Origin of the sequence: Pseudomonas sp. NPDC087342 (assembly GCF_044744265.1) — a bacterium.
GTDB classification, from domain to species: Bacteria; Pseudomonadota; Gammaproteobacteria; order Pseudomonadales; family Pseudomonadaceae; genus Aquipseudomonas; species Aquipseudomonas nunensis.
The window spans coordinates 211,747-224,830 of the sequence record NZ_JBIUXZ010000004.1 but is presented as its reverse complement, the minus strand read 5'-3'; the positions used below and the strand labels follow the sequence as shown (position 1 = coordinate 224,830).

Genomic DNA, 13,084 nt, shown 5'->3' with positions numbered 1-13,084 from the left:
GGTTGTTGACTTGATTCATTCGAAAATCCGCAATGGACGGATGATACGGGACGACGGTCTCACTACCGGCAGGTAAAACCGTAACAGCAAGCAACGTGCCCCTTTGAAACCATGCAGTTACCGGGGCTCCGCATTGCGCCTGATTTGCAAACCCGCTTCGCCACCGTGTACAAATGCGGCTCGCTTGTGAATTTCGAAACATGTCAGCAGCCGGAAAAATAAGCCCCCTATTGGTAAGACGCGACATTTAATTATAAGATCGCGCCTTCCCCTATTTCGTCGCCCCGTGCGGCTTACGCCGCAGGTCTCGCCCGTTTTTCAGTTAAACAAGGCTTTGAGTATCTGCGGTCTGTTGCAAAAAGGTAGTCAATGATGAGCGCAAGGCACTTTCTCTCCCTGATGGATTGCACGCCCGAAGAGCTGGTCAGCGTGATCCGTCGAGGCGTTGAGCTCAAGGACCTGCGTAACCGCGGCGTACTGTTCGAGCCTTTGAAAAACCGCGTCCTGGGGATGATTTTCGAGAAGTCCTCGACCCGCACCCGCATCTCGTTCGAAGCCGGCATGATCCAGCTCGGCGGCCAGGCGATCTTCCTGTCGCCGCGCGACACCCAGTTGGGTCGTGGCGAGCCGATCGGCGACGCCGCCATTGTCATGTCGAGCATGCTCGATGCAGTGATGATCCGTACGTTTTCCCACAGCACACTGACCGAATTCGCCGCAAACTCACGCGTCCCTTTGATCAACGGCCTGTCCGATGACCTGCACCCGTGCCAGTTGCTGGCCGATATGCAAACCTTCCTCGAACACCGCGGCTCGATCCAGGGCAAGACCGTGGCCTGGATCGGTGACGGCAACAACATGTGCAACAGCTATATAGAAGCGGCGATCCAGTTCGACTTCCAGTTGCGCATCGCCTGCCCGGAAGGCTACGAGCCAAACCCTGAATTCCTGGCCAAGGCCGGCGATCGTGTGACCATCGTCCGCGATCCACAGGATGCCGTACGTGGCGCCCACCTGGTCAGCACCGACGTCTGGACCTCCATGGGCCAGGAAGAAGAAACCGCCAAGCGCCTGAAGTTGTTCGCGCCGTTTCAGGTCAATCGCGCCCTGCTCGACCAAGCGGCGCCGGACGTGCTGTTCATGCATTGCCTGCCAGCCCACCGTGGCGAGGAAATTAGCCTAGACCTGCTGGACGACCCGCGCTCCGTGGCCTGGGATCAAGCGGAAAACCGTCTGCATGCGCAAAAGGCCCTGCTCGAGTTTCTCGTCATGCCGGCGTACCACCACGCATGAGCCAGCCATTACTGCTCAACCTGCGCAACGTTGCCTGCGGCTATCAAGACCAGCGGGTCGTGCAGAACCTCAACCTGCATTTGAATGCCGGCGACATCGGCTGCCTGCTGGGCTCTTCGGGCTGCGGCAAGACCACCACCTTGCGCGCCATTGCCGGTTTCGAACCGGTGCACGAAGGTGAAATCCAGTTGGCCGGCGAGACCATTTCCAGCGCCGGTTTCACCCTCGCGCCGGAGAAACGCCGGATCGGCATGGTCTTTCAGGACTACGCATTGTTTCCGCACCTGAGCGTGACCGAGAACATCGCTTTCGGGATTCGCAAGCATCCACAAAAGGATCGTGTCACCGAAGAGTTGCTGGAACTGGTCAACTTGAAGAACCTCGGCAAGCGCTTCCCGCACGAGTTGTCCGGCGGTCAGCAGCAACGTGTCGCCCTGGCCCGCGCCCTGGCGCCGGAGCCGCAACTGTTGCTGCTCGACGAACCGTTTTCCAACCTCGATGGCGAACTACGGCGCAAGCTCAGCCATGAAGTGCGCGACATTCTCAAGGCCCGTGGCACCAGTGCGATTCTGGTGACCCACGACCAGGAAGAAGCCTTCGCCGTCAGCGATCACGTAGGGGTTTTCAAGGAAGGTCGCCTGGAACAGTGGGACACCCCCTACAACCTGTATCACGAACCGCTGACACCGTTTGTGGCCAGTTTCATTGGTCAGGGCTACTTCATTCGCGGCCAGTTGAACACGCCGGAATCGGTGCAGACCGAGTTGGGCGAGCTGCGTGGCAATCGTGCCTATACGTGGCCGATTGGCGGCGCGGTGGATGTGTTACTGCGCCCGGACGACATCGTTTACGCACCGGACAGTGCTTTGAAGGCCCGGATCGTCGGCAAGACGTTCCTGGGTGCTTCGACGCTGTATCGCTTGCAGATGCCAACCGGTGCGCAGCTGGAATCAATCTTCCCGAGCCATGCCGACCATCAAGTTGGTGCGCAGGTGGGGATTCGGGTGGCGGCTGAGCATCTGGTGTTGTTCCAGGCCTCCGGCAGCACGGCGGCGCAGATTCCGACAGTTGAATCCGGAGTCCGCCGCTACAGCACCGCCAGCTGAACCTGAACCCGTAGGAGCGAGGCTTGCCCGCGAAGGCGTCTGACCAGCCGATAATGATGTCAACTGACACGGCGCCTTCGCGGGCAAGCCTCGCTCCTACAAAGACATCATCCGAGCAATAACCTGCCACTCGCCACCAGCGTCGCATTCCCGCCAATCTTCACCCGCTCCCCTTCCAGCCGACAGAAGAGCTCCCCGCCTCGGGCCGAGCACTGATAGGCCGTCAGAATCGATTTGCCCAACCGTTTCGACCAGTACGGAATCAAGCTGCAATGGGTCGACCCGGTCACCGGATCTTCATTGATGCCAATCGCCGGCGCGAAGTACCGGGATACAAAATCATGTTTGCCACCCTTGGCCGTGACGATGGCGCCCGGCCACGGCAGTTTCGCCAATGCTGCCATATCAGGTTTGCAATCAAGCACCGCCTGCTCGGATTCCAGCACCACCAGCAGCTCATTCGAACCCAACACATCGACTGCTTCCACACCCAGCGCACGCTCGATATCCAGGGTCACGCCGACTTCCGATGGCACAATCGCCGGGAAGTCCAACCACAACCGCCCACCTTCACGACTGACGCTCAACGGGCCGGATTTGCAGATGAAATCCAGGCGCTCGACCGGCTCCTTATACATTTCGAACAGCACGAACGCGCAGGCCAAGGTCGCATGCCCGCAGAGCGGCACTTCGGTCGTCGGGGTAAACCAGCGGATATGCCAGGCCTGGCCTTCGCGCACCACGAAAGCGGTTTCGGCGAGGTTATGCTCGGCGGCGATCTTTTGCATCAACTCATCGGCGAGCCAGGCATCAAGCCGATACACCATCGCCGGATTGCCACTGAACGGTCGATCACTGAACGCATCGACCTGATGAAATTCAAGCTGCATAACCTTCTCCCTAAGTCCGGCCGTCGAGCATGAAGCCGCGACTTTTTCGGCACCAGTGACAGTGAAGTCCAATTTTCACCATACACCCCGGATAGACAGTGCTCGTCAGACGCGACCGATATCAGCGAACGTCGCTTGGGTGTGCTCAGCCAATACCGCGGGCGCCAGTTCCACCTCCAGACCACGGCGCCCCGCACTGACAAAAATGCTGGCGAAGGGCTGTGCTGAACTATCGATGAACGTACGCAGACGTTTCTTCTGCCCCAACGGGCTGATGCCTCCCAGCAGATAACCCGTCGCTCGCTGTGCCGCCGCCGGGTCGGCCATTTCGACTTTTTTGACGCCAGCCGCATGGGCCAGGTGCTTTAAGTCGAGACTTCCGACGACCGGCACCACCGCCACCAACAATTCACCTTTCTCACTGGCCGCCAGCAATGTCTTGAACACCTGCGCCGGGTCCAACCCCAGTTTTTCCGCTGCCTCCAGACCATAGGACGCCGCCTTCGGATCATGTTCGTAACTGTGCACACGATGTTCGGCGCGAACTTTTTTCAACAAATCCAATGCGGGGGTCATGGCAGCTCCAGGCTTGGCGGCAGCAGAAAAATACTGCCTCGGATTCTAGGCCATTGATCAACAAAAGGCTCTATTGCGGCGCTATTTCAAAGGCTTGGCGAAGCCCTGCTACACGGGTTCACACGCAATTCAAAACGCCATCAACACGATCATTCACGAGACGAATAGTTTAAATATGACTGGTGGTTCACTTTCGACCTTTGACAGCGGCGTTTCTTGTCTATATTTTTTCGTTTGCGAATACTGTAGGAATGATCCCGAAGTAAGTACTCGGCAGTAGACCGAAATCAGGATGGGGATCCTGACTCGGTGAAAATCGCGCCTTGGCCAAGATGACAAGGCGCCAGACAACAACAAAAAAGAGGTTTTCGATGACAACTGCTTTGAAACAACCGCCACTCTCGAGCCAATGCATGGCCGAATTCCTGGGCACTGCGCTGTTGATCTTTTTCGGGACGGGGTGTGTTGCCGCGCTCAAGGTCGCGGGTGCCAGCTTCGGGCTTTGGGAAATCAGTATCATCTGGGGTGTTGGCGTGAGCATGGCGATCTACCTGACCGCCGGTGTTTCCGGGGCTCACCTCAATCCTGCCGTCAGTATCGCCTTAAGCATTTTCGCCGATTTCGAAAAACGCAAACTGCCCTTCTACATCCTCGCCCAGGTCGCTGGCGCGTTCTGCGGGGCGTTGTTGGTTTACACGCTCTACAGCAATCTTTTCTTCGATTACGAACAAACTCACCATATGGTTCGTGGCACCCAGGCAAGCCTTGAGCTGGCGTCGGTGTTCTCCACCTTCCCGCACCCGGCACTGTCCACGGCCCAGGCGTTCCTGGTTGAAGTGATCATCACCGCCATCCTGATGGGCGTGATCATGTCCCTGACCGACGACAACAACGGCCTGCCAAAGGGTCCGTTGGCGCCACTGCTGATCGGCCTGCTGATTGCAGTGATTGGCAGCTCGATGGGTCCGCTGACCGGTTTCGCGATGAACCCGGCGCGTGATTTCGGTCCTAAGCTGATGACTTTCTTTACTGGCTGGGGTGAAATTTCCTTCACTGGCGGTCGCGATATCCCGTACTTCCTGATTCCGATTTTTGCACCGATTGTCGGTGCCTGCCTCGGCGCTGCTGCATATCGCGGGCTGATTGCCCGTCATCTGCCAGGCACCGAACCTGCTACAAAGGACGCACCACCGGCCATTGACGGCAAACCAAGAACTTCTTGATACCGTTGGCGCGTGATCCTGCCCTTTGATCCCGCGCCTGACCTCACACCTTATTTCGTCCAAGGCAATCGACATGACCGATATTCAGAATAAGAACTACATCATTGCCCTCGATCAGGGTACGACCAGCTCCCGCGCGATCATTTTCGACCGTGACGCGAACGTGGTCTGCACTGCACAGCGCGAGTTCGTGCAGCACTACCCGCAAGCCGGTTGGGTCGAACATGACCCGATGGAAATCTTCGCGACCCAAAGCGCCGTGATGGTCGAGGCCCTGGCTCAAGCCGGCCTGCATCATGACCAGGTCGCCGCCATCGGTATCACCAACCAGCGTGAAACCACCGTGGTCTGGGACAAGACCACCGGCCGCCCGATCTACAACGCGATCGTCTGGCAGTGCCGCCGCAGCACCGAGATCTGCCAGCAGCTCAAGCGCGATGGCCACGAGCAATACATCAGCGACACCACGGGCCTTGTAACTGACCCGTACTTCTCCGGCACCAAGCTCAAGTGGATCCTCGACAACGTCGAAGGCAGCCGCGAACGTGCACGTAACGGCGAACTGCTGTTCGGCACCGTCGACAGCTGGCTGATCTGGAAATTTACCGGCGGCAAAGTCCACGTCACCGACTACACCAACGCCTCGCGCACCATGCTCTTCAACATCCACTCGCTGGAGTGGGACGCGAAGATGCTGGAGATCCTCGACATCCCCCGTGAGATGTTGCCGGAAGTTAAATCGTCGTCGGAAATCTACGGCCACACAAAAAGTGGCATCGCCATCGGCGGTATCGCGGGTGACCAGCAAGCCGCCCTGTTCGGCCAGATGTGCGTCGAGCCAGGCCAGGCGAAAAACACCTACGGCACCGGCTGCTTCCTGCTGATGAACACCGGCGACAAAGCCGTGAAGTCCAAGCACGGCATGCTGACCACCATCGCTTGCGGTCCGAAAGGCGAAGTGGCCTACGCATTGGAAGGCGCCGTGTTCAACGGCGGTTCGACCGTGCAATGGTTGCGTGACGAGCTGAAGATCATCGCCGACGCCACCGACACCGAATACTTCGCCAGCAAGGTCAAGGACAGCAACGGCGTGTACCTGGTGCCAGCCTTCACCGGTCTGGGCGCACCTTACTGGGACCCGTATGCCCGTGGCGCTCTGTTCGGCCTGACCCGTGGCGTTCGCGTGGATCACATCATCCGTGCCGCGCTGGAATCGATCGCCTATCAAACCCGTGACGTGCTCGACGCCATGCAACAGGACTCCGGCGAACGCCTCAAGTCCCTGCGTGTGGACGGCGGTGCAGTGGCGAACAACTTCCTGATGCAATTCCAGGCCGACATCCTCGGCACTCAGGTTGAGCGTCCGCAAATGCGCGAAACCACGGCACTCGGCGCCGCTTACCTGGCTGGCCTGGCGTGCGGCTTCTGGGGCAGCCTGGACGAGTTGCGTGGCAAGGCAGTGATCGAGCGCGAGTTCGAACCAGCGCTGGAAGAATCGGCTAAGGAAAAACTCTACGCCGGCTGGAAAAAAGCGGTTAGCCGCACCCGCGATTGGGAGCCGCACGAAGGGGCTGAATAAGCCAAGGACCGGACTCGTATCCGGTTGTAACTGGTCGGGAGCAGATTCCTGCGGCATCATGGGCAAATTTTGCACGGCAGCCCAAAGGAAGCCCCATGAATCTGCCTCCCCGTCAGCAGCAAATCCTCGAACTGGTCCGCGAACGCGGCTATGTCAGCATCGAGGAAATGGCTACGCTGTTCGTCGTTACACCGCAAACCATCCGCCGCGATATCAATCAGCTCGCGGAAGCCAATTTGTTGCGTCGCTACCACGGCGGCGCGGCCTACGATTCCAGTGTCGAGAACACCGCCTACGCCATGCGTGCCGACCAGATGCGCGATGAAAAACAGCGTATCGGCGAAGCCATTGCGGCGCAGATTCCCGATCACGCCTCGCTGTTCATCAACATCGGCACCACCACCGAATCGATTGCCCGGGCACTGCTCAATCACAATCACCTGAAAATCATCACCAACAACCTGCACGTAGCCTCGATGCTCAGCGCCAAGGACGACTTCGATGTCCTGCTGACGGGCGGCAATGTGCGGCGTGACGGTGGTGTGGTCGGTCAGGCAAGTGTCGACTTCATCAACCAGTTCAAGGTGGATTTCGCCTTGGTCGGCATCAGCGGGATCGATGAAGACGGTAGCCTGCTCGACTTCGATTATCAGGAAGTGCGGGTGTCCCAGGCGATTATCGCTAACGCCCGACAGGTGATATTGGCGGCGGACTCCAGCAAATTCGGGCGCAACGCCATGATTCGCCTGGGACCGATCAGCCTGATTGATTGTTTAGTGACTGATCAGCAGCCGGTTCCGGCGCTGGCGCAGTTATTGAGCCAGCACAAGATTCGGTTGGAAGTGGTTTAACTCTCCCCCCTCTTCGGCGCCTGTACCGGCGCCTTCGCGAGCAGGCTCGCTCCCACAGGTTCAGCGCAATCCTTGTGGGAGCGAGCCTGCTCGCGAATACGGCTGCCCCTGCGGCACACCTTTTGCGGCTTACCGCACATCTAAATGTTCGTAAATTTTCCTTTAACCGCCCTTCGATCAGTATTTTCAATCGAAGTTGACTGGCTGTGCGCGGCTTTATGGGCTACCATTTTCGCAAATGAACATTAATGTTCGAATTCCAATATCGAAAATCATAAAAGCCCGAGGCCAGCCGATGCCCACTTCTACCTTGCCTACGCCCCCTCTCGCCGAGGTCTACGATATCGCCGTCATCGGTGGTGGGATCAATGGTGTGGGGATTGCAGCGGATGCCGCCGGTCGCGGTCTTTCGGTGTTCCTTTGTGAAAAAGACGATCTGGCCAGCCACACCTCGTCGGCCAGCAGCAAGCTGATCCACGGCGGCCTGCGCTACCTCGAACATTATGAATTCCGCCTGGTGCGCGAAGCCCTGGCCGAACGCGAAGTGCTGCTGGCCAAGGCCCCGCACATCGTCAAACAGATGCGCTTCGTGTTGCCACATCGCCCGCACCTGCGTCCAGCGTGGATGATCCGCGCCGGCCTGTTCCTTTATGACCACCTGGGCAAGCGGGAAAAACTGGAAGGTTCGAAAAGCCTGAAGTTCGGCCCGAACAGCCCGTTGAAAAGCGAAATCACCAAAGGTTTCGAATACTCCGATTGCTGGGTCGACGATGCTCGCCTCGTGGTCCTGAACGCCATGGCCGCTCGCGAGAAAGGCGCCCACGTTCACACCCAGACCCGTTGCATCAGCGCCCGTCGCGCCAAAGGCCTGTGGCACCTGAACCTGGAACGTGCCGATGGCAGCCTGTTTTCGATCCGCGCCAAGGCACTGGTAAACGCCGCCGGCCCGTGGGTCGCCAAATTCATCCGTGACGACCTGAAGATGGATTCGCCGTACGGCATCCGCCTGATCCAGGGCAGCCACCTGATCGTGCCGAAACTGTACGAAGGCGAACACGCACACATTCTGCAAAACGAAGATCAGCGCATCGTCTTCACTATTCCGTACCTGAACCACTTCACCCTGATCGGCACCACCGACCGCGAATACACTGGCGATCCGGCAAAAGTGGCGATCACCGAAGGCGAGACCGATTACCTGCTTAAAGTGGTCAACGCTCACTTCAAGAAGCAAGTCAGCCGCGACGACATCCTGCACAGCTATTCGGGTGTGCGCCCACTGTGCAATGACGAATCCGACAACCCGTCGGCCGTGACCCGCGACTACACCCTGGCATTGTCTGGCAGCGGTGAAGAAGCGCCATTGCTGTCGGTGTTCGGCGGCAAGCTGACCACCTACCGCAAACTGGCCGAATCGGCGCTGGCGCAACTGGCACCGTACTTCACCCAGATCAAGCCAAGCTGGACCGCGACGGCCACCCTGCCCGGCGGCGAAGACATGACCACGCCGCAAGCCTTGTGCGCCAAGATCCGCGACACCTTCGACTGGGTGCCGACCGAGATCGCGCGCCGCTGGGCCACCACCTACGGCAGCCGCACCTGGCGCATGCTCGAAGGCGTGCAGAACCTCAATGACCTGGGTGAACACATCGGCGGCGGTCTCTATACCCGCGAAGTCGATTACCTGTGCAGCGAAGAATGGGCCACCACCGCCCACGACATTCTGTGGCGCCGCAGCAAGCTCGGGTTGTTCACCACCCCGGATGAGCAGCAGAAGCTGGTGGATTACTTGAGCAAGGTCGAGCAGAACCGCAGCAAGATCGAAGCGGCCTGATCGGGAAACCGGCTGGACACAAGCCCCTGAATCGAGAGATTCAGGGGCTTTTTGTATGCGCTGGATATCTGTAGGAGCGAGGCTTGCCCGCGAAAGCGGTGTGTCTGCTGCATTAATGTTGGCTGACACGCCCTCTTCGCGGGCAAGCCTCGCTCCTACAGGGGATACCGCAAGACTCCATTCGGTTTTCCGAACGCGACTTGTCGGTCAATTCGGTTAACCGGATTATTCCCGGCTAAAAATCCCGCCATAAATATTTAATCCCTTTATAAATCAATAGCTTGATCATCACCGCCTGGCCTGGCACGAGTCATGCTCTACACTCTTGGACGAATGTATTGTCGTGCCCACCCTTCAGGTGCCACCACGCATTCGAAGCACAAAAGGGCCGACGCACTGGCTCCATAAAAAAAACAATGTCGAGGAAAATTTGATGCGCATCGTTCCCCATATCCTGGGCGCAGCCATTGCTGCCGCTCTGATTAGCACTCCAGTTTTCGCTGCCGAACTCACCGGCACACTGAAGAAGATCAAAGAGTCCGGTGTGATCACCCTCGGGCATCGTGACGCTTCCATTCCGTTTTCCTATATCGCGGACGCTTCCGGCAAGCCGATGGGCTACTCCCACGATATCCAGCTGAAAATCGTCGAAGCCATCAAGAAAGACCTCGACTTGCCGAACCTGCAGGTCAAATACAACCTGGTCACCTCGCAAACCCGTATCCCGCTGGTGCAAAACGGCACCGTGGACGTCGAGTGCGGCTCCACCACCAACAACGTAGAACGTCAGCAGCAAGTTGACTTCTCCGTCGGCATCTTCGAAATCGGTACGCGCCTGCTGTCCAAGAAAGGCTCCGCGTACAAAGACTTCGACGACCTGAAAGGCAAAAACGTCGTGACCACCGCGGGCACCACGTCCGAGCGCATCCTCAAGTCGATGAACGCCGACAAGCAGATGGGCATGAACGTCATCTCCGCCAAAGACCACGGCGAGTCCTTCCAGATGCTGGAATCGGGCCGCGCTGTTGCGTTCATGATGGACGACGCCTTGCTGGCCGGTGAAGCAGCCAAAGCCAAGAAAGCCGATGACTGGGCCGTTACCGGTACTCCACAGTCCTACGAAATCTACGGCTGCATGGTCCGCAAGGGCGACGAACCGTTCAAAAAGGCTGTGGATGACGCCATCAAGGCCACCTTCGCTTCGGGCGAGATCAACAAGATCTACGACAAATGGTTCATGGCGCCAATCCCGCCTAAAGGCCTGAACCTGAACTTCCCGATGAGCGACGAGCTCAAGGCCCTGATCGCCAATCCGACCGATAAAGCGGCTGACGACAAGAAGTCCTGATTCCTGACTAACCTTATCTCCTGAGAGGGCCACTGCCCTTTCAGGGGTTTGTCACTCCCTGCTGGCATTTTTTGGAAACACTCGAACCGGTGGCTGTCGAGCCGATCGTGTGTGCCTGAGCTTCAAGCTCAGGCGGGAACGGAGCTTCCCCAGGCGGGCACTTGTACATTGATCGATCCGAGGGGAGACCCTAATGAATTACAACTGGGACTGGGGCGTGTTCTTCAAGTCCACCGGCGTGGGCAGCGAGACTTATCTCGACTGGTTCATCTCCGGTTTGGGCTGGACCATCGCCATCGCCGTCGTGGCCTGGATTATCGCGCTGACGCTGGGCTCGATCCTGGGTGTCATGCGTACCGTGCCGAACCGCGTCGTATCGGGCATCGCGACCTGCTACGTCGAACTCTTCCGTAACGTGCCGCTGCTGGTTCAGCTGTTCATCTGGTACTTCCTGGTGCCCGACCTGCTGCCGCAGAACCTGCAAGACTGGTACAAGCAGGACCTGAACCCGACCACCTCGGCCTACCTCAGCGTCGTCGTGTGCCTGGGCCTGTTTACCGCGGCTCGTGTTTGCGAACAGGTGCGCACCGGCATCCAGGCGTTGCCACGCGGTCAGGAATCCGCCGCGCGTGCCATGGGTTTCAAGCTGCCGCAGATCTACTGGAATGTGCTGTTGCCCCAGGCTTACCGCATCATTATTCCGCCGCTTACCTCGGAATTTTTGAACGTGTTCAAGAACTCGTCCGTGGCCTCGCTGATCGGCCTGATGGAACTGCTCGCGCAGACCAAGCAGACCGCCGAGTTCTCCGCCAACCTGTTCGAAGCCTTCACCCTGGCCACGCTGATCTACTTCACCCTGAACATGAGCCTGATGTTGCTGATGCGCCTGGTCGAGAAGAAAGTCGCCGTACCGGGCCTGATCTCCCTAGGGGGTAAATGATGGAATTCGACTTCTCGGGCATCGTTCCGTCCCTGCCGGGCCTGTGGAACGGCATGATCATGACCCTGCAGCTGATGGCTCTGGGCGTGGTCGGCGGGATCATCCTCGGCACGATCCTGGCGCTGATGCGCCTGTCCCACAACAAACTGATGTCGAACCTAGCCGGCGCCTACGTCAACTATTTCCGCTCGATCCCTTTGCTGCTGGTGATCACCTGGTTCTACCTGGCGGTGCCGTTCGTACTGCGCTGGATCACCGGCGAAGACACGCCGATCGGCGCGTTCGCCTCGTGCATCGTGGCGTTCATGATGTTCGAAGCGGCGTACTTCTGCGAAATCGTCCGGGCTGGCGTGCAGTCGATTTCCAAGGGCCAGATGGGCGCTGCCCAAGCCTTGGGCATGACGTACGGCCAGATGATGCGTTTGATCATCCTGCCGCAAGCGTTTCGCAAGATGACCCCGCTGCTGCTGCAACAGAGCATCATCCTGTTCCAGGACACCTCGCTGGTGTACGCGGTCGGTCTGGTGGACTTCCTCAATGCTTCGCGCGCCAGTGGCGACATCATCGGTCGCTCCAACGAGTTCCTGATCTTCGCAGGGCTTACGTACTTCACAATCAGCTTTGCCGCCTCGCTGCTGGTCAAGCGTCTGCAAAAAAGGTTTGCCGTATGATCTCTATCAAGAACATCAACAAGTGGTATGGCGACTTCCAGGTGCTGACTGATTGCAGCACCGAGGTCAAAAAAGGCGAAGTGATCGTGGTCTGCGGGCCGTCCGGCTCGGGCAAATCGACCCTGATCAAATGCGTCAACGCCCTGGAACCGTTCCAGAAAGGCGACGTGGTAGTCGATGGCACATCCATCGCCGACCCGAAGACCGACCTGCCGAAACTGCGTTCGCGCGTCGGCATGGTGTTCCAGCATTTCGAGCTGTTCCCGCACCTGTCCATCACCGAAAACCTGACCATCGCGCAGATCAAGGTGTTGGGCCGCAGCAAGGAAGAAGCCACCAAGAAAGGCCTGCAACTGCTCGAACGCGTCGGCTTGTCGGCCCACGCCCACAAGCACCCCGGCCAACTCTCCGGTGGCCAGCAACAGCGTGTGGCGATTGCCCGTGCGCTGGCGATGGACCCGATCGTCATGCTGTTCGACGAACCGACCTCGGCGCTCGATCCGGAAATGGTCAACGAAGTGCTCGACGTGATGGTGCAACTGGCCCACGAAGGCATGACCATGATGTGCGTAACCCACGAAATGGGCTTCGCCCGCAAAGTGGCCGACCGCGTGATCTTCATGGACCAGGGCAAGATCATCGAAGACTGCAAGAAAGAGGAGTTCTTCGGCGACATCAGCCACCGCGCCGAGCGTACGCAGCATTTCCTTAACAAGATTTTGCAGCACTAAAAGCAATACACCGAACTCTGTGGCGAGGGAGCTTGCTCCCGC

12 protein-coding genes are annotated in these 13,084 nt (G+C 58.5%); 10 read left to right on the top strand and 2 right to left on the bottom strand.

The genetic code is table 11. The features are described from left to right. Window positions 1-372 precede the first annotated feature (372 nt). Both argF and ACIOYV_RS13395 read left to right on the top strand, forming a co-directional pair. On the top strand, window positions 373-1,293 hold the full coding sequence (gene argF / locus ACIOYV_RS13400) for an ornithine carbamoyltransferase (RefSeq protein ID WP_054045210.1): 921 nt from the start codon (window positions 373-375) through the stop codon (window positions 1,291-1,293). Beyond that, window positions 1,290-2,399, top strand: coding sequence for an ABC transporter ATP-binding protein (locus ACIOYV_RS13395; protein WP_401324271.1), 1,110 nt, complete (start codon window positions 1,290-1,292; stop codon window positions 2,397-2,399). Before argF ends, ACIOYV_RS13395 begins: the two co-directional genes overlap by 4 nt. 107 nt (window positions 2,400-2,506) lie before the next feature. Here the strand turns inward: ACIOYV_RS13395 and ACIOYV_RS13390 are convergent, their stop codons facing one another. Together ACIOYV_RS13390 and ybaK are read right to left on the bottom strand one after the other, a co-directional pair. Then, a complete protein-coding gene (locus ACIOYV_RS13390; protein ID WP_401324269.1) occupies window positions 2,507-3,289 on the bottom strand; it encodes a PhzF family phenazine biosynthesis protein in 783 nt (260 codons plus the stop codon). 105 nt (window positions 3,290-3,394) lie between these two features. Further along, window positions 3,395-3,865 (bottom strand): Cys-tRNA(Pro) deacylase, encoded by a 471-nt coding sequence (gene ybaK, locus ACIOYV_RS13385; RefSeq protein WP_054045216.1) that lies wholly within the window; start codon window positions 3,863-3,865, stop codon window positions 3,395-3,397. A 371-nt stretch (window positions 3,866-4,236) separates the two neighbouring features. On the opposite strand from ybaK, the gene ACIOYV_RS13380 reads away from it, so the two are divergent. The 8 genes from ACIOYV_RS13380 to ACIOYV_RS13345 all read left to right on the top strand — a co-directional run bounded on the left by ACIOYV_RS13380 (window position 4,237) and on the right by ACIOYV_RS13345 (window position 13,042). Continuing rightward, a complete protein-coding gene (locus ACIOYV_RS13380; protein ID WP_401324267.1) occupies window positions 4,237-5,088 on the top strand; it encodes an MIP/aquaporin family protein in 852 nt (283 codons plus the stop codon). A gap of 73 nt (window positions 5,089-5,161) precedes the next feature. Further along, window positions 5,162-6,667, top strand: a complete 1,506-nt coding sequence (gene glpK, locus ACIOYV_RS13375) for a glycerol kinase GlpK (RefSeq protein WP_054045219.1) — start codon at window positions 5,162-5,164, stop codon at window positions 6,665-6,667. 95 nt (window positions 6,668-6,762) lie between these two features. Then, window positions 6,763-7,518: a DeoR/GlpR family transcriptional regulator gene (locus tag ACIOYV_RS13370; RefSeq protein WP_007916700.1), complete on the top strand. Its 756-nt coding sequence runs from the start codon at window positions 6,763-6,765 to the stop codon at window positions 7,516-7,518. 295 nt (window positions 7,519-7,813) lie between these two features. After that, a complete protein-coding gene (gene glpD / locus ACIOYV_RS13365; protein ID WP_401324265.1) occupies window positions 7,814-9,352 on the top strand; it encodes a glycerol-3-phosphate dehydrogenase in 1,539 nt (512 codons plus the stop codon). A 433-nt stretch (window positions 9,353-9,785) separates the two neighbouring features. Further along, on the top strand, window positions 9,786-10,700 hold the full coding sequence (locus ACIOYV_RS13360) for a glutamate/aspartate ABC transporter substrate-binding protein (protein WP_401324263.1): 915 nt from the start codon (window positions 9,786-9,788) through the stop codon (window positions 10,698-10,700). A gap of 193 nt (window positions 10,701-10,893) precedes the next feature. Continuing rightward, the gene (locus tag ACIOYV_RS13355) at window positions 10,894-11,640 is read left to right on the top strand and encodes an amino acid ABC transporter permease (protein WP_265040648.1); all 747 of its coding nucleotides are present in this window, start codon (window positions 10,894-10,896) and stop codon (window positions 11,638-11,640) included. Further along, the gene (locus tag ACIOYV_RS13350) at window positions 11,640-12,311 is read left to right on the top strand and encodes an amino acid ABC transporter permease (protein ID WP_401324261.1); all 672 of its coding nucleotides are present in this window, start codon (window positions 11,640-11,642) and stop codon (window positions 12,309-12,311) included. The genes ACIOYV_RS13355 and ACIOYV_RS13350 overlap by 1 nt, the downstream gene beginning before the upstream one ends. After that, window positions 12,308-13,042 (top strand): amino acid ABC transporter ATP-binding protein, encoded by a 735-nt coding sequence (locus ACIOYV_RS13345; RefSeq protein ID WP_054045228.1) that lies wholly within the window; start codon window positions 12,308-12,310, stop codon window positions 13,040-13,042. Before ACIOYV_RS13350 ends, ACIOYV_RS13345 begins: the two co-directional genes overlap by 4 nt. Window positions 13,043-13,084 lie beyond the last annotated feature (42 nt).